Annotated in this window: 25 protein-coding genes; 11 read left to right on the forward strand and 14 right to left on the reverse strand. The window is 44.0% G+C overall.

Annotated elements, in window-relative coordinates; genetic code table 11:
* Positions 1 to 11: 11 nt before the first annotated feature.
* From EZ456_RS04270 to EZ456_RS04280, 3 genes are read right to left on the reverse strand one after another with little or no spacing between them, the layout of a single operon-like run.
* Positions 12 to 3,287, reverse strand: a complete 3,276-nt coding sequence (locus EZ456_RS04270; RefSeq protein WP_131527633.1) for a SusC/RagA family TonB-linked outer membrane protein — start codon at positions 3,285 to 3,287, stop codon at positions 12 to 14.
* Positions 3,288 to 3,326: 39 nt separating this feature from the next.
* Positions 3,327 to 4,553: an exo-beta-N-acetylmuramidase NamZ family protein gene (locus EZ456_RS04275; RefSeq protein WP_131527635.1), complete on the reverse strand. Its 1,227-nt coding sequence runs from the start codon at positions 4,551 to 4,553 to the stop codon at positions 3,327 to 3,329.
* Positions 4,554 to 4,576: 23 nt separating this feature from the next.
* Positions 4,577 to 5,422 (reverse strand): phosphodiester glycosidase family protein, encoded by an 846-nt coding sequence (locus EZ456_RS04280; protein WP_131527637.1) that lies wholly within the window; start codon positions 5,420 to 5,422, stop codon positions 4,577 to 4,579.
* Between the two features lie 647 nt (positions 5,423 to 6,069).
* Here EZ456_RS04280 and EZ456_RS04285 point away from each other — a divergent pair.
* Complete coding sequence (locus tag EZ456_RS04285) at positions 6,070 to 6,525, forward strand: JAB domain-containing protein (RefSeq protein WP_131527639.1); 456 nt, start codon at positions 6,070 to 6,072, stop codon at positions 6,523 to 6,525.
* Between the two features lie 86 nt (positions 6,526 to 6,611).
* Here the strand turns inward: EZ456_RS04285 and EZ456_RS04290 are convergent, their stop codons facing one another.
* The 4 genes from EZ456_RS04290 to EZ456_RS04305 all read right to left on the reverse strand — a co-directional run bounded on the left by EZ456_RS04290 (position 6,612) and on the right by EZ456_RS04305 (position 8,714).
* Positions 6,612 to 7,100: a lipocalin family protein gene (locus tag EZ456_RS04290; protein ID WP_131527642.1), complete on the reverse strand. Its 489-nt coding sequence runs from the start codon at positions 7,098 to 7,100 to the stop codon at positions 6,612 to 6,614.
* 207 nt (positions 7,101 to 7,307) lie between these two features.
* Positions 7,308 to 7,592, reverse strand: a complete 285-nt coding sequence (locus tag EZ456_RS04295) for a hypothetical protein (RefSeq protein WP_131527644.1) — start codon at positions 7,590 to 7,592, stop codon at positions 7,308 to 7,310.
* Between the two features lie 214 nt (positions 7,593 to 7,806).
* Positions 7,807 to 8,208, reverse strand: a complete 402-nt coding sequence (locus EZ456_RS04300) for a hypothetical protein (RefSeq protein ID WP_131527646.1) — start codon at positions 8,206 to 8,208, stop codon at positions 7,807 to 7,809.
* A gap of 272 nt (positions 8,209 to 8,480) precedes the next feature.
* Positions 8,481 to 8,714 carry a hypothetical protein gene (locus tag EZ456_RS04305; RefSeq protein WP_131527648.1) on the reverse strand — a complete coding sequence of 78 codons (234 nt, stop codon included), beginning with the start codon at positions 8,712 to 8,714 and terminating at the stop codon, positions 8,481 to 8,483.
* Between the two features lie 421 nt (positions 8,715 to 9,135).
* Between EZ456_RS04305 and EZ456_RS04310 the strand changes: the two genes are divergently transcribed.
* From EZ456_RS04310 to EZ456_RS04320, 3 genes are all read left to right on the forward strand, one after another.
* Positions 9,136 to 9,705, forward strand: coding sequence for a Crp/Fnr family transcriptional regulator (locus tag EZ456_RS04310; RefSeq protein ID WP_131527650.1), 570 nt, complete (start codon positions 9,136 to 9,138; stop codon positions 9,703 to 9,705).
* A gap of 79 nt (positions 9,706 to 9,784) precedes the next feature.
* On the forward strand, positions 9,785 to 10,648 hold the full coding sequence (locus EZ456_RS04315) for an SDR family oxidoreductase (RefSeq protein ID WP_131527652.1): 864 nt from the start codon (positions 9,785 to 9,787) through the stop codon (positions 10,646 to 10,648).
* Positions 10,649 to 11,208: 560 nt separating this feature from the next.
* Positions 11,209 to 11,559 carry a nuclear transport factor 2 family protein gene (locus tag EZ456_RS04320; protein ID WP_131527654.1) on the forward strand — a complete coding sequence of 117 codons (351 nt, stop codon included), beginning with the start codon at positions 11,209 to 11,211 and terminating at the stop codon, positions 11,557 to 11,559.
* Positions 11,560 to 11,818: 259 nt separating this feature from the next.
* Here the strand turns inward: EZ456_RS04320 and EZ456_RS04325 are convergent, their stop codons facing one another.
* The 4 genes from EZ456_RS04325 to EZ456_RS25040 all read right to left on the reverse strand — a co-directional run bounded on the left by EZ456_RS04325 (position 11,819) and on the right by EZ456_RS25040 (position 13,818).
* Positions 11,819 to 12,004 carry a hypothetical protein gene (locus EZ456_RS04325; protein WP_131527656.1) on the reverse strand — a complete coding sequence of 62 codons (186 nt, stop codon included), beginning with the start codon at positions 12,002 to 12,004 and terminating at the stop codon, positions 11,819 to 11,821.
* Positions 12,005 to 12,487: 483 nt separating this feature from the next.
* Positions 12,488 to 12,811 carry a hypothetical protein gene (locus EZ456_RS04330; RefSeq protein ID WP_131527658.1) on the reverse strand — a complete coding sequence of 108 codons (324 nt, stop codon included), beginning with the start codon at positions 12,809 to 12,811 and terminating at the stop codon, positions 12,488 to 12,490.
* A gap of 220 nt (positions 12,812 to 13,031) precedes the next feature.
* On the reverse strand, positions 13,032 to 13,583 hold the full coding sequence (locus EZ456_RS04335; protein WP_131527660.1) for a cyclic nucleotide-binding domain-containing protein: 552 nt from the start codon (positions 13,581 to 13,583) through the stop codon (positions 13,032 to 13,034).
* 61 nt (positions 13,584 to 13,644) lie between these two features.
* Positions 13,645 to 13,818, reverse strand: a complete 174-nt coding sequence (locus tag EZ456_RS25040) for a hypothetical protein (protein ID WP_165501240.1) — start codon at positions 13,816 to 13,818, stop codon at positions 13,645 to 13,647.
* 152 nt (positions 13,819 to 13,970) lie between these two features.
* Here EZ456_RS25040 and EZ456_RS04340 point away from each other — a divergent pair, with 152 nt between their 5' ends.
* The 4 genes from EZ456_RS04340 (at position 13,971) to EZ456_RS04355 (ending at position 16,867) form a co-directional block, all read left to right on the forward strand.
* A complete protein-coding gene (locus EZ456_RS04340) occupies positions 13,971 to 14,576 on the forward strand; it encodes a Crp/Fnr family transcriptional regulator (protein ID WP_131527662.1) in 606 nt (201 codons plus the stop codon).
* 125 nt (positions 14,577 to 14,701) lie between these two features.
* Positions 14,702 to 16,015, forward strand: a complete 1,314-nt coding sequence (locus EZ456_RS04345; protein ID WP_131527664.1) for a serine/threonine protein kinase — start codon at positions 14,702 to 14,704, stop codon at positions 16,013 to 16,015.
* 22 nt (positions 16,016 to 16,037) lie between these two features.
* Positions 16,038 to 16,523, forward strand: a complete 486-nt coding sequence (locus EZ456_RS04350) for a MauE/DoxX family redox-associated membrane protein (protein WP_131527666.1) — start codon at positions 16,038 to 16,040, stop codon at positions 16,521 to 16,523.
* A gap of 59 nt (positions 16,524 to 16,582) precedes the next feature.
* A complete protein-coding gene (locus EZ456_RS04355) occupies positions 16,583 to 16,867 on the forward strand; it encodes a hypothetical protein (protein WP_131527668.1) in 285 nt (94 codons plus the stop codon).
* Between the two features lie 40 nt (positions 16,868 to 16,907).
* Here EZ456_RS04355 and EZ456_RS04360 read toward each other — a convergent pair whose 3' ends face one another.
* The 3 genes from EZ456_RS04360 to EZ456_RS04370 are packed head-to-tail and all read right to left on the reverse strand — an operon-like array spanning position 16,908 to position 22,638.
* Positions 16,908 to 18,233 carry a TlpA family protein disulfide reductase gene (locus tag EZ456_RS04360; RefSeq protein ID WP_131527670.1) on the reverse strand — a complete coding sequence of 442 codons (1,326 nt, stop codon included), beginning with the start codon at positions 18,231 to 18,233 and terminating at the stop codon, positions 16,908 to 16,910.
* Between the two features lie 7 nt (positions 18,234 to 18,240).
* On the reverse strand, positions 18,241 to 19,659 hold the full coding sequence (locus tag EZ456_RS04365; protein ID WP_131527672.1) for a RagB/SusD family nutrient uptake outer membrane protein: 1,419 nt from the start codon (positions 19,657 to 19,659) through the stop codon (positions 18,241 to 18,243).
* Positions 19,660 to 19,671: 12 nt separating this feature from the next.
* Entirely contained in the window at positions 19,672 to 22,638 is a 2,967-nt protein-coding gene (locus EZ456_RS04370; RefSeq protein ID WP_131527674.1) for a SusC/RagA family TonB-linked outer membrane protein, read from the reverse strand.
* An 873-nt stretch (positions 22,639 to 23,511) separates the two neighbouring features.
* Between EZ456_RS04370 and EZ456_RS04375 the strand changes: the two genes are divergently transcribed.
* The 3 genes from EZ456_RS04375 (at position 23,512) to EZ456_RS04385 (ending at position 24,770) form a co-directional block, all read left to right on the forward strand.
* The gene (locus tag EZ456_RS04375; RefSeq protein WP_131527676.1) at positions 23,512 to 23,808 is read left to right on the forward strand and encodes a helix-turn-helix transcriptional regulator; all 297 of its coding nucleotides are present in this window, start codon (positions 23,512 to 23,514) and stop codon (positions 23,806 to 23,808) included.
* Between the two features lie 225 nt (positions 23,809 to 24,033).
* A complete protein-coding gene (locus tag EZ456_RS04380) occupies positions 24,034 to 24,414 on the forward strand; it encodes a Panacea domain-containing protein (protein WP_165501241.1) in 381 nt (126 codons plus the stop codon).
* A gap of 2 nt (positions 24,415 to 24,416) precedes the next feature.
* Entirely contained in the window at positions 24,417 to 24,770 is a 354-nt protein-coding gene (locus EZ456_RS04385; RefSeq protein WP_131527680.1) for a hypothetical protein, read from the forward strand.
* The last annotated feature ends 127 nt before the right edge of the window (positions 24,771 to 24,897 follow it).

Below are 24,897 nucleotides of genomic sequence, written 5' to 3' on the forward strand. Positions count from 1 at the left end.
TTTTTTATCAATTAAAAGGTAGCCTGTAATCCCAAAGAATAGGTTTTTCTATAAGGATAAACCCGCCCGAAGCCAGCACGGTCATTATTCAGTTGTGACTGGGAAAAGTCTGTTTCCGGATCAACTGGTATATCACCCAAATGATCGAAGGTCAGCAGGTTCTCTCCACTGAAGTATATTCTGATTTTTTCCATTTTGATGCGCTTGATTATATTTTTAGGAAGCGAATAGCCCACACTTAGATTTTTTAAACGCAAATAGGCCATGTTCAGTAAATACCTGGTCTGGGGCTGGAAGTTCCACCTGTCTACACTTGCACCATAGTCGGTAGGGCGGGGATAAAATGCGTCGGGATTTTGAGGTGTCCAGTAATCCATCTGGTTGGAATACCAACCTTCAGCTCCCCTGAAACCCGGGAATACCGTCGGGCCACTGGCCCAAAGATCTCGCTTGGCCACCCCCTGGAAGAAGACATTCACATCAAATCCTTTCCAGTCTCCACCCAGCCTGATGCCGTATAGATAGCGTGGTGTTGAATTTCCGATTACCTTTTTATCGCCCGGATCATCAACAGTATTGGTGCCGGAATAAATCACCCCATCGCCATTGAGGTCTTTGTATTTAATATCTCCAGGTCCAAAATAGAATGAGCCGCTTTCCAGTTGGGCCTGGGAGGCTACTCCCGGAGCATATATATACCTGCCGGCAGCATCCCTTCCTGAGAAATCACTCTCGGTGAATAACCGGTCGGTTTCATAACCCCATATCTCTCCAAGCTTCATACCTTCGTAATAGCTGGAACTGATCTCTGAAATCGGTCCCGGTAGGCTTCGCGTGGCATTCGCAAATTTGCTAAGCTTTTCTGTAGCATCTGATAGGGTTCCGGAAAAGCTGATGTGTAGTCCGCTTGAAAAGTGGTGGTTGTAGTCAACAGCCAGCTCCCAGCCCGTTCCCTGCAGTTCCCCAAAGTTAACTCTCGGAGCCCCGGTGCCAAACGAGGCCGGCAGGGTGGCGCCACTGGTCAACATGCCGCTTGTGGTTCTTCTGAACACATCAAAGGTAATCCCCAGATCATTGTTCAAAAACCTGGCATCGATCCCAAGGTCAGCAGTACTTACTTTTTCCCAGGTCAGACTTGGAGAAACAAAACCAGGCGTGCCTACGGTGATGGCACTGCCGCCGGGAAGCAGCCATCCAGAATTAGAAGAAGACATTGTAGCCAGGAACGCATAACTCCCTGGTGAGCCGACAATCTGGTTGCCTACCGACCCATATGAGGCTCTCACTTTCAGAAACGACAGCCATGTTTTGCTGTTTTTCATAAAGGATTCCTCACTGAGCAGATAGCCCGCGGAAACCGAAGGAAAGAATGCATATAAGTCATTACTGGGAAAGCGTGAAGACCCATCATAACGGCCGTTGACCTCCAATAGGTATTTGTTTTTATAGGCGTAATTGATCCTGGCGAAATAGCCCAGCGTAGCGAAATGATTATGTGCCCCATTGGCGAACTGATCACCGCTGGCCAGCGGAATCTCTCCATAATCCGGGTCGAGCAGGTTACGTTTTTCAGAATAATTACTCGTAGACTCATTGTACTCAATATCCCCGCCCAGAATTCCCTTAAACGAGTGTTCATTGATTTCTTTGTTATAGGTCGCATAAACTTTGCCGGTATTGATGCGCGTCCATGCGGAATTATAGGAGACCTTATTGAATGAGGCATTCTGGTAAGCGGTGTAATTCAGGTTCGTGCCATTAAAAGACCAAAAGTCGTAAGCTGATGTGTTGCCGCCGGTCTGGTGCAGGTGCGCCTCTGTACTGGTATAAAAATAATCAGCATCCAGGTTTAATCCTTTGGCAAGTTTAAATGTACTACCCAGTTGTATTCTCGCGGTACTGCTTCTGTTTTCATCCATCTTGGCCTGTTCCACTTCGGTGATCGTCCCCCTGAATGGCAGACCATTAAAGGTGCCATACGGATAACTAGATGGCCAGCGGTACAGATAATAATAGGGACCATACTGGGACCCGGAAAATGAAAAGGGACTGGTAGTTTTGGTATTGGAAAAAATGATCTTTCCCCTTACATCCACCCATGGTTTCGGGCTGGCATTTACGCCTAAAGTAAAATTGTATCGGTCAAAGCCATCAGGATTTACCTTAAGCACGCCTGACTGTCCAAGGTAACCAGCGCCGAGATTATAGTTGATCTTTTCACTCCCTCCGCTCAGGCTTAAGTTGTGGGTCTGCTGGGGAGTCCATTCCTTTAGATATAATTTAGCAGGATCCCAGGTACGGTAAAAATACAGGTTGCCTCCGGTAATATCAAAATCACGTCCCTGTACCATTTCATTGCCCAGATCCTGACCCAGATAGTTTCTTTCCCATTCCCGCATTTTTTCAATCGCTGGGGCATCTACCGTATAGCCGATTACCTTGAAACTGACCGCGCTAGGATTAAAGCGTTGCAAGGCCAATAGGGTGGCCTGCGAATTTTCGGATGCAAGCGACATTTTTGGGGTATTCAGCGGGGTTGCCCATGCCAGGTTATTGGAATAGGTAATGGTGTTGGTTCCGTTTCTTTTGCCGCTTTTTGTGGTAATCAGGATCACTCCGAATGCCGCGCGGGTTCCGTATATTGAAGCCGAGGCCGCATCTTTCAGCACAGAGATCGATTCAATATCATCTGGATTAATCAGTTGTAAACTCGGAATTTCCGCATTGTCCACCAGGATCAGCGGCGCCGCGCCGCCTGCGCCGGTATTAATTGAGCCCCTCAGACCACGAAGCCTGATCTTGGGATCTCCGCCAATATCCCCGGTGGCCGTTGTAATGGTAAGGCCAGGCACCACCCCCTGTAGACCCCTGCCCACATCGGTAATTGGTCTGGACTGAAGTGCCTTGGTATCTACGGTGGTCACCGCACCTGTAAGGTTTGCTTTTTTTTGGGTACCATAACCGACCACAACCACCTCGTTAAGTGATTTAGTGTCTGCAACCATTTTTACGTTGATCACACTGCTAGTTCCAACAGTAACCTGCTGATCGAGACTTCCGATAAAACTGAATAAAAGCACCTGGCCGCTTTCTGCTTTTATGGAATAGGAGCCGTTGGCGTCCGTGACAGTTCCACCGACTGCACCTTTTATCCTCACCGAAACCCCGGGGTTAGGATTTCCGTCATCGGCAGAGGTAACCTTGCCGCTGATAAGCTTTTGCTGGGCGAAAACCTGCACAGAAAAAAAGAACAGTGCAAAGAATATCTTAATTAGTTTGTTTTTCATATTGTTTTAAAGAGTTTGTACATTCGTTTGAATGCCCGGTTATGGATAAAGTAAATACTGTTTACGCATCTTTTTGAATTCGGATAAACCAGGTTCCCAGCTAGCTCTGATCTCTTTCTCGGTTTTGCCCGCTATAATCTGCTCTTTGAGCGCGGTGGTTCCGGCCAGTTTATCGAAATTTCCCATCTGCTTACTTTGCCTGAAGTCAAAAAAACGCTCCTTGTAAGGATAAGCCTTGTAAAGATCCAACAGCCAGCTCAGGTTGATCCGTTTACTCCGGATGAGTTTTTTAGTATCGTAATTTCTTAAATCAAGGCCATAGCATTCCTGGTTTATAAAGAGCGGGCTTTCGCTCATTCCCGGAATGCTTCTTGGAGTGAAGGCAAAAGTGTATTTGCCGTTAAGATCAGGGTTTCCCAGCACGGTAAAGGGATAATCGGTTCCCCTTCCCTGACTGATAATAGTCCCCTCAAACAAGCATATTGAAGGGTAGAGTAAAATGGATTGCTGGGTATTCAGGTTGGGTGAGGGATATACAGGTGGGCTGTAAGGCATCTCATGATCGTAACCTGTCATCGGGATTATTTTAAGTTTACATTTGATTCCCCCTGCCATCCATCCCTGGCCATTGATCATTTGGGCATATTCGGCAACGGTCATTCCGTGTGCAATGGGCACAGGATGAAATCCTATTCCAGATTTAAGTTTCATATCCAGCACAGGGCCATCTACCATGTAGCCATTCGGGTTTGGTCTGTCAAGTATCAACAGCTCTTTATTGTTCTCTCCGCAGGCCTCCATCACCCGGTGAAGGGTAGCCAGGTAAGTATAATACCGGGCGCCGACATCCTGAAGATCATAAATCATCAGGTCAATTTCTGTCAGGTCCTTCGCGGCAGGCTTTCCCGATTTGCCGTAAAGCGAAACCACCGGAATGCCTGTTTTTGGATCAGTACTATCATCCACATGTGCCCCGTTACTGGCATTTCCCCTGAAACCATGCTCCGGGCCGAAAATCTTGACAATGTTTACCCCCAAGGTATTCAGGCTGTCAACGCTGGTTTTTCCTGCAATTAAAGAGGACGGGTTGACCACCATACCGATGCGCTTTCCCTTTAGGTAAGGCAGGTATCTTGTGGTCTGGTCTGCGCCGGTGAGCAACTGGCTTGAGGCGACCGCCTCCTGATCAGGGCGTATTTGTGCTTTGGAAGGATTGTGCCACAAGATTGGCGCAATCATCAAAATGGAAAGTAATGCAATTTTCATTATTTAGTTTATTTAAGAATTTATTATCGGTTCAACAGGATTACGTTAGCAACTTTTCGCTGGTTCTCATTGCTCCATTTACCACCATCGGAAGGGTGATTCACCACACCGTCCCGATGCTCCCATAAGGTCGTGGAGCCGCCGCCGTCCAGATTTATACCGTCTTTACACTCAAGCCATGGCAAGATTTTCCGGAGCTCAAATAAACTCATGCCGGCCGAATTCTGGTTTCTTCCGTCAATGGTGATCAATAGTATACGGTTGTCCTTCTTTAATCCGATTGCTGAACGGGGATGCCTAAGCACGTTAAAACCTGCTGTATCGAGTGAAACCTCCCTGCTCTGTTGGACAAGCAGTGGGCCTGTTAACATGACCTCTTCGCCATCAAGTTGTTTTTCCCAGTCAGCACTCCCATCCCATTTTTCGATGCGCATCCGGCCATTTTTTATCACCAAAGCTGCCTGCTGATGCCTGGCCCTTGATGCGCCGGCTAAAAGGCGGTTTTCGTTTATGATCTTTCCTTCCGATTTGATAAAGTCTACCGAGCCACCATTCTTAACATCGAAAAAAGTTCCGTTGATTGCTGCAACGGCATGTTTTTCAGTGGCAAATTCGCTCGTGGTTTTCTTTTGCTGAAGTTCATAGGCTAAACTAAACCGGTTTCTCTTGCGCTGCTTCACTTCAATAATTGAAATGAACTGTGAGGATCCGAAGAGGTTTTTCTCCTTAAACCAAGCCTGCTTTAAAACCACCCCAGGCGCAAGACGCCTCTTGGTCCAGTTGATTTTTTTGAAAATGATTGAATCGCTCTGGGCTGATACAAAGCTGAAGTTGAATATCAGGAAGGTAATTAAGGTAACTAAACGCATAGATTTGATTTTATGTAACAGAGGTATTAATTAATTTTTTAAAAACGCAAAATCATGCATAAATATCGAAATTTAATGCCGTATTATCCATTTTATCTAAAATATAGTTCATTAACATGCGGTTTTTATTTTGAATAACGCATAAAAACGCATTTCACTGCAATGATAGGCAATTCATTTTAAGCGAAAATTACTCATATGTTAACTCTAGATACAGTTTTCTCATAATACTTTGAACGGGAAGCTGTATAAATCTTCGGTAAGTTTATCCTGGTAAAGATTGAAGACGGTTCAGGAGAAGCCTCCTGTACACGAAGTTTATTCGGTCCGATAGTCGCTGTGGAACGCAGATATAAGGTGACAATGGTTGTTAAAGTTCCCATATCTGATCCTATGGCCCTCAAATTAGATTATTTCATCTCCAGGCAAGAAAAATGTGTTTTGCTTCCCGCTTTTATTAAATCATAATTAATGAGAAGGAGGATTAATTCAATCCTTGTACAAATTTAGGTTTCATGGCCGGCATGCGGAAAGAAATTCCGGCATAAACCTTCCTGTGGCCTTTGCGTTTTTCCATTTATTCCGTTGCTTCTCCCGGCTTGGCTGCCATGAAATCTCTGGATGCACCATAATTAAATTCAAATATTATGGAAAATGTAAATTATCAGGTAGCGGAAATCGAAATCAGTTACAGACCTAAATTCAAAGTGGCGGAGCAGCCGAAGGTTACTTCTTCGGATATGGCTTTTAAAATATTGTTGAGGAGTTGGGATGCTGGCAGGATTGAACTGTTGGAGGAGTTTAAGGTGGTATTGCTGAGCAGGCAGAACAGGGTGCTTGGAGTTGTGGATATATCCAGGGGCGGCTTTTCAGATGTGGTTACCGATCCGAAGGTGATTTTTTCCATTGCATTGAAATCCTGCGCAAGCAGCCTGATCGTATCACATAACCATCCAAGTGGGGAGCTGCGTCCAAGCGCTGCGGACATTTTGCTTACTTCAAAACTGGTCTCGGGAGGGCAGATCCTTGGAATTACCGTTCATGACCACCTCATTGTTTCGCCTTATGGGTATTTTAGCTTTAAGGATGAGGATATGATGTAGGGTATATATGTTATAAGCTGGCCAATCCATGATTTGAGATTGGTTGGCTTTTTTTGTGTCTGGTCATCGCATTTGAAAACTGATATTTAGTTTTGGCAGTATGGATCACCCGTACTGCAGCTTTCCCGGGTAGCATAGATTTCTAATTGATCAGTTTTACCATCTCCATCATAATCAGTATTGATGAGCACATCAAAGTTACTTTGGGTAAGTCTTAATATTTTGTAGCTGAACTGATGCTGGCCGAAATTCAGAATAAGGTTTTCTCCTTTGAGTTTCCAGTCCATATTAGTTGTGGAGAGGGCGCAGTTGGAATTGAGGTGGATCACCTCGATATAATCATGGTCCTGGCTGGGCCTGTTCAGAAAATAAAAACAATCCTTCCCGCAACCGCTTCTATGCGGGTAAGGGTAGCTTGTCCCATTGACTTTCAGACTTTGGTACACCCATTTTCCAATGACTTGTTGATCGTTATAAAGGTTGACTTCAGGTGGCCGGGGATCGCTGGAGCTTTGCTTTTTACAGCTGAAATGGAATATCAGGAATAAAAAGAGAAGCGTTAAGTATTTTTTCATGTTTAAAGATATAAAAAATCACCGGATGCAATAAGAGCTAATAATAAGAAATCAAACAGTGATTTTTTTTCATGAGAGTGCGATTAAGATTAAGAAGGTTGGTTTTTATACTGCACAATTATCTGGCTCTATTTACGCACCATAAATCCTGAACAGCCTGTATGTACGTACAAGATCATGGCAGTAAAACAGCCGTTAGAAGATTTTTTAAAAACGGATAGCTGTAAGTTCTGCGTTGATAGAAACAGCGTCTGTTTCGGCCGGTAAGGCTTCAACTTTTGCGCTAAAGGTCAATATTTTTGATTCCTTTTCTTTCAAGGGATATTTACCAGCTGGATAATTGCAGAGCGGCAGGGGAAGCTTTTGACTGCCAGTAATAATTACATACCTATACTCAGTAAGGGTAATACCACTGACTTCATTGGTAAAATATACGGTGCCCTGTTGGTTTTCGATACCGGTGAGTTTGCCCGTTAGGTTACATTTTTCCAAAGCAGTGGATTCGGAAGATGGGATTTTGGAACACTGGGTTACAGAAAGGGACAGTAGTCTCCAAAACAAGAATATAAGCGTTTTTCATTAGAATGTTCTGTTTTAATATGATTAGTTCAGTTTAGTCGGTTTTTATATGCAATGATATGTTGACGAGCTTCAGTGCTTTTTTTCTAGTGACACATTAGATGAGTAGATAGGTTAATCTGATCTGTCAATTTGCGATACCTATAATATTTTTTAAACGGATTTTTGTAATGTTAAAATTTACTGGGTCTGTGGCGTCGCATTCCTGTTGGGGCGACTTTCCATCCAGATAGAATTCGAAAAGGTAGCGTTTGCCTACAACTTTGGCGGAGTCGCGAAGTTGATAGGTCTTGACAACGTTGGAATATACTTTGCCATTGTAGATTATGTCTTCTCCGTATGTTTTGTTCCCGGCGATAGGTTCTGCAAATTGGACCAGCCAGGCATTTTGAGAGTGTATGCTTCTGCAGTTCTCTGAACTAATTACAGAACCAACAGCATTTTCATAATCTGGTTGAAATGGTGGCTTTTCTTTACAGCTGGAATAAATGAGGATCAGAAGTCCTAATACATGTAGTTTTTTGACCATAGATATTTAATTAAATTCCATATTATAATCCCTGTATGTAATAAGAACACTACTTTTTTGTATTTATACTAATAAAACGTCTTAATTTTCAATACGCTACCTTCGGCTCTGAAATGCGCACTTTTGAGTATGCCATCGGTTGATTTTAGTGTTTTTAAGCTTTGTTGTTGGCGTTTTGGACTCATATATTATTTGTGGAAAAAAGGTTTTTTTAGGAGCTAAATTGCCTATATATTTTTGATGGATTCTTTCAATTCTCGCATGAAGCAATATTAGCGATAAAGGAGTAGAGCTGCCATAGAAAGAGCTAATCCAGTAATCAGCAATATCTTGATTAATTTTTTTCCCCAGGAATAGGGCGAGAATACTAACATAAGTAGGCTTACAATCCCAAATGGATAGGAGATAAAGAGAGCAGCATATGATGACCACATCCAAGATGTGAGCACAAACCACACACTAAAAATAATAGCTAATAAATTTAATCCTTTTTCTGTTTTATTCATGTTTTAATTTATGTAAAAAAAATAATAAGGACAATCTTTCGGCAAAGTACTAAGAGGTTTTTTACCTTCAAGTATTTCCAAAAAAACATCCCATTGCGGCCGAAATGTCTGCGCTGGCACTTTCGTAGCGTCACTTTGATGAGAATTCATCGGATTGGTAAAAAGGAATACCTTTAGCAAATCCAAAAAATTGTGGAGCAATAGTCTTTTTTTCAAAAGTATGCCTCGCCTGTGAATGAAGAGAAAGAATATTACATGCTCTACTAAAAAGCGGAAATTAGATTACTGAGATAATAAGTGGTAGCCTGGCACGGTATAACAGTTGATTAGCTTCGTGTTATTATTATATTAGTTTATGCCCCGCCTGAATTTTTTATCAAATGGTAAATGAACTGCAATCAATAATCGCGAAATTTGACTTATGGAAGGTTTTATCAATTATTTACTACAGTTTGGCAATTTGAACAAACAGCAAACAGACTTCATCATGAGCAAAGCAAAAATGCTTGAACTTGCTAAAGAAGAATATTTTTCGGAAGCAGGAAAAATCCCAAACCACGTTGGATATCTTCTCGACGGTGTGGTTCGCTTCTGCTATTACAATAACAAAGGCGAGGAGATCACACATCATTTTATCGACGAGAACAACTTTGTTTCAGATCAGCAAAAGTTTGAGGCGCAGGTAGTGGCTTCCGAGTATATACAGGCTGTTACAGATTGCAGGTTAATTGTTTTTTCAAAGAAAGACTGGGATGAGATCGAAAATACGATTGTTGGCTGGAGTGCCATTACAGGCCTGATCTTAAAAAATTGCCTGTTAAAAACGATCGAAAGAAGGAGCCCTTTGATTTCAGAAGATGCGACCACACGGTATCTTTCGTTCTTTGAATATTTTCCCGCTCTTGTCAACCGCATTCCACTCTCTTACATCGCATCTTACCTGGGTATAACCCAGCAATCCTTAAGCAGGATAAGAAAAAAATTACGCTGAGGCTGCTTTTTTACCAAATGGTAAATGCTTTAATTTTTCTAATGCCAACATTTGCATTATTATTTTAAAGAAAAAGAAAATGAGCAAAAAAATTGTTTTAATTACAGGAACGAACAGCGGTTTCGGCTGGCTTGCCGCCAAGTCGGTTGCGGCATTGGGACATAAAGTTTATGCCACCATAAGAGATACAGAAGGTAAAAATGCTGATCGGGCAAAAGCTTTGGCACAGATAGAAAATGTAACGGTTCTGGATGTGTCCTTAACCGACCATGCAAGCGTAAAAAAAGCCTTCGACACGGTTATCGCAAAAGAAGGGACTATAGACGTATTGGTAAACAACGCCGGATCTGCAATCTTCGGTGTCGCCGAAAGTTCCACCACAGAGGATGTGGAGCGTCTGTTCGATGTCAATTTTATCGCTCCCTGGCGATTGATGAAATTGGCCTTGCCCTTTATGCGTCAGCAGTCTGAAGGTCTGATAATCAATGTTTCGAGCGGATGGGGTAGGTTTTCCGCTCCATTTACGGCCATGTATGGTGCGTCAAAATTTGCACTGGAAGGTTTAAGTGAAGGCCTGCACTATGAAGTAAGACCGCTTGGTGTTGATGTAGCCATCGTTCAGCCGGGTGCTTTTCCTACTGAAATGTCGCAAAAAACCCAGTTTGGTTCTGATGCATCTGTTGTTGACAAATACCAGGCGATCTCGGATGTTCCCAATAAACTCTTCGCAGCCATGGGGCAAATTTTTGAAACTAAGAAGCCAGACCCGCAGGAAGTTGCTGATGCCATAGTAAACCTGATAAATCTGCCCAAAGGTCAAAGACCATTAAGGACTGTTGTCGATACTACCGCAGGAGAAATTACTAAAAGGGCCAACGACGCTGTTAAAGCTGAATATGACAATGTGTTAAGAGTATTCGGGATGGAAGACCTTTTGGCTTAATGGATCCGGCTCCTGCCTTTTATAAACCTTTTTTAGTGGATCAATAAGCGGGGGAATCATAGAATGCATCATTCATGTTCCCTAGTTAACAAAACTTAAAAATGGTGTGCATTTTGTCGGGATCCTGAATTCTCTGCTTTATAATAGCTTTTAAAAAAACCGATCAGGTAAGCATGCTTACCTGATCGGTTTTTTTTATTATCCAGCCTGTACTGTATTTGGCTCTTCCCACCACGTTAATCATCTGTTTCATCACAGTGGTGGCAGTTTTTGATTACCCTTACTTAATTTTCCGGGCAGGATTGGGTATGACCTGCTTATGGTGGGCAGTCCGGATTAATTAACGCTTATGAACTGACCGGAAAAATTTATCCTGACTGTTTTTACTAGCTTGCCGTAAAGAGCTGGGCCTGCTGAATATCTCCTTCAATAGGATGCTGCTGCAGCCGCTCGGGGATAGCTGGAAGTTAAGTCTGGATAGCAAGTCATTACTAATTATTGCAAACATTTACCATGGGTAGGGGTTGATTATTTAATCAGAATAAATAAAGTGAAATAAAATGTCGGAAAGAAACAGATCAATATTGCTCGAGGGCAATGCGGCTATAACTGCAGGTAATCATGAGGGGTTCCTCGAATTATGTACAGAGGATACCAGGTGGGAATTTGTTGGTGACAGGACCATAGCCGGTAAGCAGGCTGTCCGCGAATATCTGGCTGAAACCTATACAGAGCCGCCGAAATTTAATGTAAAAGATCTGATCACTGAAGGTGAATACGTTATTGCAGTTGGGGAGATTGAGTTAAAGGAAAGAGATGGGAAATGGGTCAAATATGATTATTGTGATGTCTGGCGGTTCCGGGATGGTAAGCTGTCAGACTTGCGGGGTTTTGTTATTGCAAAAGGTTAAATTTTGTCTTCTGAACCGGATCCGTTTATTTTAATTATCATTATTTACCTTTTTAACGGAACTAAAATGCAGGATCTGCCTGTGAATTGGTTCTTTGGTCATTTTCTGCACAGATAGCGAGAGCTACCTTGCTCTGTCCGGTGTATGAACTGCTGGAAATACCAATAGGGGTTCTGTTTTGCCCAGTGGGATCAACCTTGTCAGATACTTTAAAACTAAATAGATATTAGTCCGAAGGTTAAACCGGAACAATTGATCTCTAGCACCCTTCTTCACTGTTTATAGTGTGGTCATAGCGGACCTTTTCATAACTTGAGGCCTGAGACCTAAGTTCACGGATCTCGGACATTTCTTCATAGGTGATGGCCTGGCTGCCTTTGTTCATCAGTGTATTGATCCTGAGCAATACCTTTCTATAATCTTCTACCGTTTTGATCGCGTCCATGATATTAAATTTAAGCTAAGTTAGTTCATCATAAATTATCCTGAGCCGCAAAATTGTAAACACCGTGTGGAAAAACTGTTGGGGGGCTGCTGGGCAGGGGTATTGAAAGTATAAAATAAGCTGAATGGCGTTTACACGCAGCTTAATAAAATATTGGTCAGGACCTGTCAAATGGAAACCGCTCGTCTTTGATGTGCACCGGCCGAATCGATGATCTTATTAAGGTCAACCGACTTCTCTGCCATACCTTTGATGATAATTCATGGCATGTTAAGGTTTTTAGTTTCTGTCGCTGTTCATTGATGGAAAGGTTTTTGAGATCAGCTAATAGCCGCATTTCATCTTGTGGGATATAGTTTTTGCTGCTTAATGTCCATTTCATCACGGTAACCAACAGTTTCACCACATTAATGCCGGATTTAAACTTGCGCTTAATTTCTTTGACTGGATTGAACGGGAAAATTTTCTGTTAATTAAAATTCGTTAACTCACGGTGATGAACTGGTTTGGAAAATTTATACTTACTGTTTTTGTCAGCTTTTGCTGCATGATCGGTGCGCTTGGGGCAAAGTATCCCCTTTCAATATTGTTGGTGCTCGCAGCTAAGGGCTGTTGGGTGCTTTTTGTGGTTGCTTTTTTTGGAACAGGGATAAAAGGAAAAGGCTCAGGAGGGAATTTGAAGATTTTATGCGGTGGAAGGACAGGTGGAGGTGAGCCATGGGACAGCTGGTTTAAATTGATCTTATTTGGTTGCGTGACAAGGCGGGTGTTTTGTTGGGTCTGGTAATTTATTTTTATTAAGGTCAAATTTAGCTGGGTTTTCTTGCTGTCAGTTTAGGTCAATTTGATAATGATTGTTGGATGTATCTGGCTGTCCCCTCAGGGGCGGGCCATCTGCTGTATCTTTTGTTCCAAAAGGATGCCGCCACTGTCCCTGACAGGGAAGATAAAGATCATTATAAAAATGGACATTCAGTTAATTATTGATATTGTTCAGTTTTCCAATGTTGATCAGTGAATTTGCTCCTTATTTACTATTCTGCATCTTCAGGTATGAAAGTTGCAGTCCGCACGGTAAGCGTTTAGAAAGGATCGGGTACTCCTGCCTGAACGTGGCGAGCCTTTCTGCTTCGAACCGTATCAGGGTATATAAATACCCCCTGAGCTGACCTGTTAAATGGCTAGCTGAAATCTGCTGATACAGATGGGTACACTCCGGGAAAATCTTTGGAAGGTAATTGAAATGCTTTTTACTGATGGAAACAATGGTCGTTTTTTCAATAAATTTTATTTCAAACTGGTAGCTTGGTCCAAGATCAAGTGAACTGGGGTATGGTAGGAAATCCCCTGTGTCATAAAATTCCAGAACAGATGTCTTTTGGGTTTCCTGTTCTCTCAATATTAATGCTGCAAGCCCGGTTTCGATACTGGCAAGGTAAAGTGGGATGAGCGGGCTATGCTCTATACTCGCGTTTTTTTTAAATTCATGCACCTGCCTGATCGCCGATATATACGCGTTCATACCTATGGGTATTCCCCCAAAACGGTCGAATGCTCCTAAGTAATTTTTCTTTTCCATTTTTCTCTGGTTTTATTTTAAGCAAAGAAAGCTGCTTTTCGGCCTCTGTCAAGTTGCTGGATCAGCAACCCCAAGCAACCAGGCCGGTTCTGAATGCCGGGTATGCGGGTGCTGATTTAGCCTGAATGTGAATTATACTACTGTAAATCCCTGGTTTATTAGTTGTTTTTCTTGCAGAATTACCTATTTCGTCACGGAATTTCAGGGTTTCGCCACGGATGCTTTTGATTTTCATCTGAGATGGATCATTTTATCGTTGTAAACCTTAATCTCCACTGATCGATATGTACCCCGGCAACCTGATTTTTATATCTTCTTCACATATGTTGGCGCTTATCGGTCTGAAGTCCGGGGACGATCTGGTTTCCCATAAACATTCTGCTGATCATGATGGATAACAGCGAGCCCGTGCGCAGATTTTTCCGGTTTTTATCCTCCTATAGAAACCTTCCGGAAGAGCTTCATGGATATTTATTGGACAATATGAGGGGTAAATTCTATCCCGCCAGGGAAATCCTGTTCGAACATGGTGACATTGTAAAAGATGCTGTTTTCATTTTCTCGGGTTACGTTTGCGCCTATGGCTTTAATGAGTGGGGTGGCAGGCAGTTGATCAGTATCCACCCGGGCGGGGCGTTCATTGCCGCAAGGAGTTTTCTTCTTCAATCCCCCTCTGATCTGGAACTGGTGGCGCTGGCAGGTGCCTATCTGATCTTGATCGGACATAAGGAGGTCATGGAGATTTTTGAGCGTTTTGAAGGCACACGGGAACTTGCGGTGGGGATCATAGCGGATTTTGCGGAAAAAGAGCAGATGAGACTTTTGCTTCTAAGCAAGGAAGCCAGTGCCGTAGTTCTTGAGTTTTACCGTTCTCATCCGGAAATCCTGGGCAGTGGTCTCCTGCTTGATGCTGATCTAGCATCGTACATGCTGATCGGAGAACAGACGCTACGTAATGTGAGGATGAAGCTTATAAAGCAGGGAAAGCTGTAGTACTCAGTTTTGAGTATTTGACAGCCAATTGCTTCCAGCGTACTTTTTGGGATGTCTGAAAACGGATTACATGGCGAAATTGGTCTTAGGTAAAGATAGATGCTTTAAACTTACAACCTGAAAACATGGAAAGATCCAGTTCGACAATTTCAATTATCCCAGTGACAGATTATTCCCGGTTGCTAAAACGTATGGGGATCAGCTATCTCACCGATGGGTATTATCTGGTGCATGGGGAAATAGGAAGCAGCGGATGGAAAAGAATTTATCTTTCGGTTGTAATCAGCCAGGTTCCTGGCCTTTTTGCCTTTTTGATTCCCAAGCTGGTTTCCATGGGTATCGCTTTTGCCGTTGTCAGGGATGAACGGAGTGCGGCGATGGTACTGAATGGTGCTGCTGGTGCGGCCCATGTTGGGAAGGTAGTGATTTTGGAAGTTCCTGAGGATGTGGAAGCACTTGTATTAAGGCTTGCTCCGTTAATGGAAGGTTTTCATGGACCTGCTGTTCCGGGCAAACGCCTTCTTTCCAAAAATATTTATGCTGATAACATTGGAACCGCTGGGCCAAAGCATCCCTTTTCAATGGTACAGGTATTGGCCGGCAAATATATTGTGATCGCTTTGTTGAAAGATGATCCTAAGGGCGAGGTATTGAAAGCACTTTTTGTTGGTCGTTCCTGCCTGCCGAAATGGTGCCTGATCAAAGAGGGCAGGCGTTTTATGATATCCGATGCCGCAGGGCAGGATATGGGGGACAGGTTGCGATGGCAGAAACAGATTTTTGACAGGTTCTCGGGAACTTTTCCTATGCCTGCGGTTTTTGATCTATTCTCAGAAAACGGTAACAGTTATCTGGTGATGGAATGGATAAAAGGCAAAAATATCGGAAAAATTATTGATGGGATCTATAAGGGCAGGGATTGGACAGGGCTTACAGTTAAAGAAAAAAAGTTTTTGATGGGGGTGTTGATGGAAGTCATCAATATTGTTGGCAGGGTGCACGCCAACGGTTTCCTGCACCGTGACTTAAGTACCGCGAATTTTCTGGTGACTAAAAAAATGGAGATTTATCTGATCGACTGGGAACTGGCTTTTGATGTAAAAATGCAATTTCCACTGCCACCTTTTGGGTTCGGTACGCCGGGCTTTATCTCGCCCGAGCAGAACTTAGGAGAGATCCCGTCGGCCGGGCAGGATATCTACAGCGTCTGCGCTTTAATGGTAGTGTTTTTTACGGGGATCAGGCCAGTGGATTTATCCCTGAAAGAAAGAAGAGATATGGAGGGTTATATCAATGGTAAGACGGGTGAGCCCGATGTTGCACAAATCGTTTCACGGGGACTGGAAAGGCAGCCGGAAAAGCGGCCGGAACTTGATGAGATCAGGGAGATGGTATTGGAGCTCATAGGCAGGTTTGGTGCGGGGATAAACAAATTTTAATTTTTGCTTAAACTACAAAACTATGGAAACAACTTCAAAAAGGCAGTCTAATCTTTTCAGTTCCATTAAATTTCCGGAGCTGGTTTTAGATCTGGTGATCTACCTGTACATTTTATTGTTTTTTTATACTGCTTTTAGTAAGATGATTACTTATAGTTCTTTTGTAAAGATACTGAGCGAGCTGCCGTTGATCGGTTGGATGCATCTTTTTCTTGCAAGCTTTATCATTGTACTGGAAGTGCTATTCGGGCTTTTACTGATCTTTCCTAAAACCAGGATCAAAGGGTTATGGGTTTCTCTTTTTTTAATGGTCTGTTTTACGATTTACCTGGGTTATCACATCATGGTGCGGAGCAAACTGCCCTGCAGCTGCGGGGGCGTGATCTCCGGGATGACCTGGCCACAACATTTCTTATTCAATATTGCATTTATTCTAATGGCTATAATCGGTCTCCTGGTTAATTATTGGTTAACTAAACTAAAGATATCCACGCGCGGAAACAGGTAAATTCTCTGACCTGTCAAAAGAAACAGGGGAATCTTAAACATAATACAAAAACAAAAATCATGAAAAAGTTAATTTTCGGAATGCTTGTGGCCGTAACGGCTGTGGGCGGAAGCGTAGCCACTTACGCTTCAACAATGTTTAATGCTAATGGTAAACTGACACCTCAATGGTACAGGTACAATGGAGGTTCGCCAACTGATGGTAACAACTATACAGCCACCGTCAGCCTGCCTTCGGAATGTGGTGGATCGGCAACGCTTTGTGCCATCCTGGCACCTGAAAATCCGGATAATTTAGGTCATCCGATCGTAGAACAGAAAACCGATACGGAGTTCAAAAATTAAACAAAAAAGCACGCTGGAAATTTTCAGCGTGCTTTTTTTGTCAACGGTCCCTGATGACAAGCATCTCTGTATCCATTTTTTTCTCAATCAGATCCAGACCGTATCCATGAAGGTCTTTACGGATTACTTCAAGATTAAACATGGTGGATAGGCGCAGCGTTACTTTTCCAGTATATCCTGTGTCATCTGTGACCGGCAGGGCCTGATCCGAATCAATTGCCGATAGCCCGCGGGCAATCAGCTCAGAAAACGTTCCATTGACAATCTCGAATGATCTATCTTTTTTTTGACGTATCGCATGGGGATCGGTTTCATTGCCTGCAAATTTCTTTTTCTTTCCCCTTTTTACGATCGCAAGACAGGTGATGTTCCTTTTTTCAATGGCTATGTGGTATGGAAGGAGCCGGTTGAGGTCGGCCATCATCAGCTCATCACGCAGTGGCTTATTGATGAGCGGAATGGCGACATCATAACACCACTGGTTTTCAGTCCGCCAGCGTGAATTGTCTGCATAGTTTACCGGGTGGTAAAACCTGGTGCTGTCCTTAACTTCCAGGACGAGTCTGTTGTCATGATAAAACTTTTGTCTGTATCCTGCAAGGGTTGATTCCCTGATCAAATTGAGCAGTAGGAAATTGATGCACCTGAACCTGTATGTTTTTGTCAGCGTATCTGTCTCTTCGGCTTTCATTGAATTCTGCCATTCACCTGCCTCCTTATAGAGCATGGAATAAAATTTAAGGTTTTTCAGTTGTCTGCCCCCACCGTCCAGATATAGCGGTGCTTTAAAATTAAAGCTGCCTGTATCCTTCTTGAGTACCAGATCAATCTTTTTTTCTTGTAGGAGTGCATTTACATTTTCGGCTGTGGCATCGGTTCCGCGGGCTATAAACTTCACCTTGCCGTCTTTTCCTATCCAAATGTGATGTGGAACGGCCCGGTGCGGAAAGAGCTGGTGGAGGATGGTATCAGCGGTTATTGAGCCGATGCCCTCAGGTACACCCGGTACGGTATGATCATCGTTCGGCCTGGAGGCAATTGCCTTGAACTGTTTATCGATCTGCGGTTGGGTATTGTTTGTTACCAGTAAGGTACGCAGGTCTTCCTTAAACCGGTTTTCAAGTTTTACCATTTCCGGCATTGCAGATATGCATGCGCTGCACCAAATGTTCCAAAAGTCGAGTATGAGCAGTTTTCCCCGCAGTTCACGGGTATTGATGCTCAGCTGTTTTCCGTTCAGTTTGTAACTGAGATTAAGGTCGGGAATCGTGTCGCCGACTTCCAGGCGCTTATAGTTTTTCTGTTGGGCAAAAAGGGTGCTGCCTGCAAGCATGGCAAGCAACACACAAATTATGATCTTTTTCATCTTACTGTTATTTGTTGTAACCTGGGTTCTGTTCTAAAAATGGATTGAGCCTCAGCTGTTCTTCAGGGATGGGCCAGAGTATAGCTGTTGCGGTCCATGTATCGGGTTTAACTGCTTTTAATATCTTATCTGCCCTTCCGGTGCGCTGAAGGTCAAGCCATCTGTGTCCCATTTCGCACATCAGCTCAGTCTGTCTTTCTTTTTCCATTGCAAGCAGGGCCTCGGCTTTGGAAATGGATCCCGAAAGGTCTGGGACTGGGTTCGGTAAGGTCGGTGCGGGCGCTGGTCTTGCCCTTTTGCGGATTACATTTAAATCTGCAATGCCGTTTTCAATATCTCCAAGCTGGATCCTTGCCTCTCCCCTGATAAGGTACTGTTCAGCCAGGCGAAGCACCATAAGGTATTCACTCAGTACCGAGGTGTTGATCACCCTGTATTTTGCGGGGTAGGCATAGCTCTGGCCCAGGAATATCCGGCTTGCTATCCATGCGCTTTTGCGCAGGTCTGCTGGTTCAAAGGCGGAGAGCAGTGCAGGTGTGATGACGTATTTTGGCTGTTCAGCCGCGGTAGCGGGCAAAAATGTCAGGCCATCTGGGGTGTTCTGGTTGGTCTGGGTGGGGTACAGCTGGAGGATGGCCTCACTGCTGTTCTTGAGGAAAACTTTGGAGGGATCGGTAAGCATTGTATACTTTTTACTTTCTATTACGGCATTGGCGCTTTGCTGGGCCAGGGCCCATTCTCCATTGTACAGGTAGGCCCTTGCCAGGAGCGCCATGGCGGCATAGCGGTTGGCACGCACCTTTTCACCTCCGGTCTGCTCGCCTAATAGTTCTACAGCTTCCTTAAGATCCTCGATAATAAACTGCATGACCTGCGCTTTTGGGCTCCTTGGGAATGTGGCGTTGCTTTGGTAACGGGTGTCTGTGATGAGTGGTACATCGCCAAAAAGGCTGCTCAGGTTAAGATATAGGTAGGCCCTGATAAATTTTGCCTCTCCGGTCAGGTTGGCTTTTAATGCTGGGCTGACTCCGCTACCGGTGTTTAATTCGCCGATTGCGGCGTTTGCAAAATAGATGTACTGGTAGCCCAGGTTCCAGAAATTGGTGTTCAGTGCCGGCGAGCTGATGCGGGTAAGCTGGCTGAGCGCAAACTCCCCCTGGTTGCCGGGTTCATAGTTTACGGTTTCATCGGCATACATTGCGGCATATGGGGTAATGGCCTGGATGAATCCGCTCTGGCTCAAGCGGCTGTAGATGCCGGCAATTGCGGCGGATGCGGTGGCGTCGCTTGAAAAAACGGTAGCGGCCGTCAGCTGGTTAACGGGGGGAGGGATTTCGACGAATTTTTTACAGGATCCCATGGCCAGTGTTAGTCCGGTGAACAGGGCAAAATAGATATGGAGCGGTTTTTTGTGCTGTGATTTCATAATTTCTGTTTTTTAAAGGATTAACTGTAGACCGATGCTTACCATCCGCAGGGGTGGCAGTGTTGATGGACTCTGGCTTTCGGGATCAAGGCCCTCATATGGGGTAATTGTCAAAAGGTTCTGCGCCTGCAGGGAAATTTTTGCCGAGCTCAGACCGGTTTTTTTGATGGTTTTTTCACTCAGGCTGTAAGAAAAGGCAACATTTTTTAACCTGATGTACGAGGCGTCGACGATTGCGGCATCTGATAGGCGGATCAGTGGTCTTGCAGTATTGATCGGCCCGCTATTGGACTGTGAGTATGCCTGGTATTTTGCTCCCGGATTGGATGGGGACCAGCGGTCCAGCAGTGCTTTGGGTACGTTGTTGCGGCTTCCCACCAACCCTGAGGCGCCATAGATCAGATCGGTTCCTTTCTGTTTTGCAAACTGAAAGAAGATATCCAGGAAAAACCCTTTGTACATGAACGTGTTGGAAAAGCCGCCATAAAATCTAGGGTCCTTGGTGCCCAGTAGGTAATAATCGAGGGTGTTGAGCTGCCCGTCCCCGTTTTTGTCCTGGAACTGGTAGGCTCCTGTGGTCTGGTTGATGCCTGTGTAGTGATAACCCTGGAGAACATTTAATGCTTCTCCGATAAAATAAGTGGAAGCGTAACTTGATGCGGCCAGCCCCGGGAATTCCAGCAGCCTGTTGCGCGCAAAAGTCAGGTTGGCAGAAGTTGACCAGGTGAAGGTCTTTCCTTTTAGGTTAACAGTATTGAGTTCTATTTCCAGTCCCCTGTTTTCGATCCGGGCATCAAGGTTCTGCAGGATCGAAGAAAATCCGGTCTGCCCTGGAAGGGAGTAGGATACCAGCTGGTTGCCTGAGAGGTTCCTGAAAAATCCTGTGCTGATCCGGATGCGGTCCTTTAGCAAACCCAGTTCGAGGTTGACTTCCAGTTTTTTGTTGGATTCCCAACCGTAGCTGTCGTTGAACAGCCTGTTTGGATAAAGGCCTGTCTGGCCGGCGTAGCTGAGTGAGGGGATATAACTGTCAAGGTACTGGTAGTTGTTGATCTGATCGTTCCCGGTGAGGCCGTAACTTGCCCGGATCTTTCCAAAGCTGAGAAAGGAAAGTTTGTCCCTTATAATTTCTTCCTCGGAGAATACCCATGCTGCGCCCAGGGCACCGAAATTTGCAAATCTTTTGCCGGGGCCAAACCTGGAGGAACCGTCGCGCCTTGCGGTGAGGTTGATCAGGTATTTACTTTCGTAGTTATAGTTTATCCGGGCAAAGACAGCCTGGTAGCGATAATCTGCGTAGCTGTTGGTTGGCGTTCTGGTTGCGGCGGCGGCCATGGAGCCGATGAGCAGGTCGTTGGTGTATCCTGATGCCTGAACAAGGGTTCCCCTGGTGAATGTTCCCTGCCAGGTGCCGCCTAGCAGCATACTCAGGTTTCCATATCTTTTCAGGTTGAGTGAATAGTCGATCTGCGGCTCTGCTGTCCAGGTCTGGTTAAAGTTGTCTCCAAAGGTAGCATAACCTGTGGGGGCACCGGAGGGGTTCTGAGCGGCGATGGGTGTGGCGGTAAACTGGTTCACGCTGGTTGAATTGAAGCCTGTTGTAAGTTTTAGCCTCAGGCTCTTCAACAACTGATAGCCCATTACTGCATTTCCGTTGAAACGGTTGGTGCGGTAGTCGTTGGGCTCGAATGTCATGGCCAGGGGATTGCTGAAATTAACGCCGTTTTCGCTCCAGATGAGTTTTCCCTCCAAGCTGTAGGGCGATGGTGAGTTGGGTACGGTGGCTACTGCGGAGGAGAGGTCACTGGAATAAAGTGTGTTTACTGAAATGCCGTAACCTGCTGATAGGTTCAGGCTGAACCTGTTGTCGGGTGATTGGTGGTTGATGTTCAGGTTGGCATCTTTTCTGTTTAATCCGGTTTCTCCGGGGAAAACGGTGGTTTCTTTATAGTAGTTTGCGCTGAGGGCGTAGGAGGTCAATGGGCTTCCGCCTGATAGCCTGAGTTGGGCGTTCTGGGTGTGTGCGGTGCCTCCGGTGAGGAGGTTAGGGAAGTTCTGGTCACGGTTTGTGTCCCATGCCAGAAGGTCGGGTGCGTTGGCGATTGTTGGGGTGATTTTGTCATTTGCAAAGGCTTCGCGCCGCATCTGCAGGTATTCTCGGGTATCCATCATTTCTATGCCACGTGTGATCTGTCCTGCGCCGGCAGAGAGGTTCAGTTCGGCTTTTGTGCTTCCTGCTTTTCCTTTTTTTGTGGTGATCAGAATTACGCCGTTTGCACCCCGGGAGCCGTAAATCGCGGTGGCATCGGCGTCTTTCAGCACTTCTATGGATTCGATGTCTGCGGGGTTGATGGTGTTCAGTGGGCTGTTGGCAAAAATGGTGCTGACCTGGGCGACGGTTTCGGAAGGGAAGGGCACGCCGTTGATCAGGTATAGCGGCGATGTGCCGGACTGGATGGAGCTGCGGCCCCGGAGCTGTACATTGAAGTCTGATCCCGGAAGGCCGTTGCGCTGGGTGATGACCAGGCCCGCCACTCTGCCCTGTAGCGCGGCAAGTGGGTTGGAGACTGGTTGGTTTGCTATTGTTGCGGCGTTTACTTTTGCAATGGTTCCGGTGCGCTCTTTATCTTTTACGCTGTAGTATCCTGCGTTGATCTGTATGTCTTCAAGTGAGTTTTCTTTACTGTTAAGGATGATTTTTAGGTTGCGGTTTTCTTGGTTGAAGCTTATTGTCTGGGATATATAGCCGGTATAGCTTACGCTTATTGTTCCTTTTGGTGGGGCTGTCGGGAAAATGAAGTTTCCAAGTTCGTCGGTCGTGGTGCTGAGTTTGGTATCGGTAATGACTAGGGTTGCGCCGCTCAATGGCTTTCCGTTACCGGAGTGGAGCTGCCCGGTCAATCGTATTGGAATCTGTGCATTGAGCTTTGAGATGAGACAAAGCGTGGCCAGCACGATGAATATTGTTGTTTTTTTCATGTGTTTATTAGTTTGGATGATAGGAAAATTCTGGTTGTTTACCAGTCTGTGGAGAGGGAAGCGGGGTTTATGGTTTTGTCTTTTTATGGACAAGGCATAATGGTCCGTTCCTGAATTGGTATCATTCGGGGGCGCAGATCACCAGGACGAGAAGGTTGGAAACTGGGTTTTCCATGTGGGACGGGTTTTGAGCGTGATGGTTTATATTGGTCAAGGTTGATGAAAAGCCTGCCTATATCATTATTAAGAACCTGTTTTGAAGTTGAGGCAGGCTTTTCAGTTGCTATACGGGGTTCTTGGGTTTGAGGGCGAAGAGCCGGTCAAAGGGGCAGGAGGATAAAGAGAGGTGCATGAGCACCTGAAAGTCGAGGATAGAAAAGACATCAATGTGCGAATCTCCTATGTTGGATAGGAGGAGGTTTGATGTTCGCTTGATTAATTGTTTTCTCATTGCTCATATGGTTTACGAGTCACTTGAGATCCATTCAAAAGGCGTGGTTCCCAACTTATCGTTCTGGAGGGCTAGCACGCCCTGAACACGAATAAGAAGGGAGCCCACGCCTTAAGCATGGGCATTCCGGCTTCTTATCTTGTGTTCTTTTAAAAGTGCTAGTTTCCAGAACAAGACCCGAAGCGAATGCTTCAATAATTTCTATGAAGTAAACGCAAAATTATAAAATCATATCATATAAAATCAATTATATGATTTATTAAATCAATGACAATAATAATAATGTCATCTCAAATATAATTAAAATGATTTATTAAATCAATTAATTATTCTAATAAGTTATTTAAATGATCTAATAGGAATTTATAAATACTTGATTAGCAAGCAATTAAAATAATTATATTTGGTTATACTATAATCAAATGAGTAAAGACGATAGACAGATATATAGAATTGCGGCTGTATTAAAGGATAAGGGTATTGATAACAAAGTGTTGGCGGAACTAATGGGAGTAAATCCTGAAACAGTTTCGAGGTGGTGCAATAACGAAATTCAACCAAAGCCAGGAAATCTTTACAAAATTGCCGAGTTGACAAAGTCAAATCTTCAGGACCTTTTGATCCCAACAAAAAAATGGCCAGATGGACCTTCAAAAGCGGAAGAAGCTCAAAGGAAATATGACCAAGACAAAAAGGATGGAAAACTTAAAATTAGATAATACTCTAATTAGTAAAAAAAATCTAAATATATTTTTCTAAGATCGATTTTGATCGGTAGCGTAACAACTTTGTTGCCTTATGTCGCTAGTTAAAACAATTATCTTTGAAATAAGTGTTGCCTTAAAACCACACCTCAATAAAGAAAGGAATATATGTACCCTGCAAATCAGATAGCTTCAGCATTCATCGAGAAAGCGATAAAAGATAAAGCTTATCTAACACACATGAAACTTCAAAAACTGATATATATTGCAAATGGTATCCACCTGGCACTAAATGAAGGTCCGTTGATAAATGAGCCAGTAGAAACATGGGATTATGGGCCAGTGATACATTCCGTTTACCAGAATTATAAGATGTTTGGAAGTACGCGGATCTCGGTAAATCCATTTGAAAACTTGGTGTATCGCTCAAAACTATCAGAAACGGCGAAGAAGGCTATAGACGACGCTTGGGTGGTCGGAAAGGATGTTGATGGGATACAGTTATCTAATTGGACGCATAAAGAAGACTCTCCATGGACAACAGCAAAAGATCAGAAGCTTGCTGTTATTCCCAACAATGAAATGAAAAACTACTTTATGAAATTTTTAGGAAAGAAATAAATATGCCAGATAATATCACAGAAAACCTACGTGATGATCTTGCTGGAACTTCGGCAACGCCTGATCCGGAAACCCGAGCTAGCGAAGAAGATACGTATAAAAATAGGTTTGACGATATTACCCTCCTAAATTTTACTCAAAATGTATCAGCAAGAAAAAGATATTCACACAGAATTTTCCTTATTACCACCGGTTGGTTGATTAGTGTTATAACCATACTTGTTGCTGTCGGCTTAGCAAAATTAAAACTCTCTGATTCCGTTCTAATTGCTTTATTAGGAACTACTACGATCAATGTACTCGGCTTCTTTGTTATTGTAATCCAATACCTTTTTAATAAGGATAAATCAACCTAGCGGATAAGTAAATACGTTGTTCAAAAATCTATATTTCAATTTAACATAGGAAGTCGATCAAGTTGTTTTAAAAGTATTATATTGTATAGAAATCCGATGATACAATTATTATTCAATTTCTTTCTGA

Source organism: Pedobacter psychrodurus (genome assembly GCF_004331735.1).
GTDB lineage: Bacteria > Bacteroidota > Bacteroidia > Sphingobacteriales > Sphingobacteriaceae > Pedobacter > Pedobacter psychrodurus.

Excerpts from the sequence above, each read along its gene's own strand:
- EZ456_RS04270 (WP_131527633.1), bottom strand. The coding sequence starts at position 3,287 with ATGAAAAACAAACTAATTAAGATATTCTTTGCACTGTTCTTTTTTTCT.
- EZ456_RS04275 (WP_131527635.1), bottom strand. The coding sequence starts at position 4,553 with ATGAAAATTGCATTACTTTCCATTTTGATGATTGCGCCAATCTTGTGG.
- EZ456_RS04280 (WP_131527637.1), bottom strand. The coding sequence starts at position 5,422 with ATGCGTTTAGTTACCTTAATTACCTTCCTGATATTCAACTTCAGCTTT.
- EZ456_RS04285 (WP_131527639.1), top strand. The coding sequence starts at position 6,070 with ATGGAAAATGTAAATTATCAGGTAGCGGAAATCGAAATCAGTTACAGA.
- EZ456_RS04290 (WP_131527642.1), bottom strand. The coding sequence starts at position 7,100 with ATGAAAAAATACTTAACGCTTCTCTTTTTATTCCTGATATTCCATTTC.
- EZ456_RS04300 (WP_131527646.1), bottom strand. The coding sequence starts at position 8,208 with ATGGTCAAAAAACTACATGTATTAGGACTTCTGATCCTCATTTATTCC.
- EZ456_RS04305 (WP_131527648.1), bottom strand. The coding sequence starts at position 8,714 with ATGAATAAAACAGAAAAAGGATTAAATTTATTAGCTATTATTTTTAGT.
- EZ456_RS04310 (WP_131527650.1), top strand. The coding sequence starts at position 9,136 with ATGGAAGGTTTTATCAATTATTTACTACAGTTTGGCAATTTGAACAAA.
- EZ456_RS04315 (WP_131527652.1), top strand. The coding sequence starts at position 9,785 with ATGAGCAAAAAAATTGTTTTAATTACAGGAACGAACAGCGGTTTCGGC.
- EZ456_RS04320 (WP_131527654.1), top strand. The coding sequence starts at position 11,209 with ATGTCGGAAAGAAACAGATCAATATTGCTCGAGGGCAATGCGGCTATA.
- EZ456_RS04325 (WP_131527656.1), bottom strand. The coding sequence starts at position 12,004 with ATGGACGCGATCAAAACGGTAGAAGATTATAGAAAGGTATTGCTCAGG.
- EZ456_RS04335 (WP_131527660.1), bottom strand. The coding sequence starts at position 13,583 with ATGGAAAAGAAAAATTACTTAGGAGCATTCGACCGTTTTGGGGGAATA.
- EZ456_RS25040 (WP_165501240.1), bottom strand. The coding sequence starts at position 13,818 with ATGAAAATCAAAAGCATCCGTGGCGAAACCCTGAAATTCCGTGACGAA.
- EZ456_RS04340 (WP_131527662.1), top strand. The coding sequence starts at position 13,971 with ATGATGGATAACAGCGAGCCCGTGCGCAGATTTTTCCGGTTTTTATCC.
- EZ456_RS04345 (WP_131527664.1), top strand. The coding sequence starts at position 14,702 with ATGGAAAGATCCAGTTCGACAATTTCAATTATCCCAGTGACAGATTAT.
- EZ456_RS04350 (WP_131527666.1), top strand. The coding sequence starts at position 16,038 with ATGGAAACAACTTCAAAAAGGCAGTCTAATCTTTTCAGTTCCATTAAA.
- EZ456_RS04355 (WP_131527668.1), top strand. The coding sequence starts at position 16,583 with ATGAAAAAGTTAATTTTCGGAATGCTTGTGGCCGTAACGGCTGTGGGC.
- EZ456_RS04360 (WP_131527670.1), bottom strand. The coding sequence starts at position 18,233 with ATGAAAAAGATCATAATTTGTGTGTTGCTTGCCATGCTTGCAGGCAGC.
- EZ456_RS04365 (WP_131527672.1), bottom strand. The coding sequence starts at position 19,659 with ATGAAATCACAGCACAAAAAACCGCTCCATATCTATTTTGCCCTGTTC.
- EZ456_RS04370 (WP_131527674.1), bottom strand. The coding sequence starts at position 22,638 with ATGAAAAAAACAACAATATTCATCGTGCTGGCCACGCTTTGTCTCATC.
- EZ456_RS04375 (WP_131527676.1), top strand. The coding sequence starts at position 23,512 with ATGAGTAAAGACGATAGACAGATATATAGAATTGCGGCTGTATTAAAG.
- EZ456_RS04380 (WP_165501241.1), top strand. The coding sequence starts at position 24,034 with ATGAAACTTCAAAAACTGATATATATTGCAAATGGTATCCACCTGGCA.
- EZ456_RS04385 (WP_131527680.1), top strand. The coding sequence starts at position 24,417 with ATGCCAGATAATATCACAGAAAACCTACGTGATGATCTTGCTGGAACT.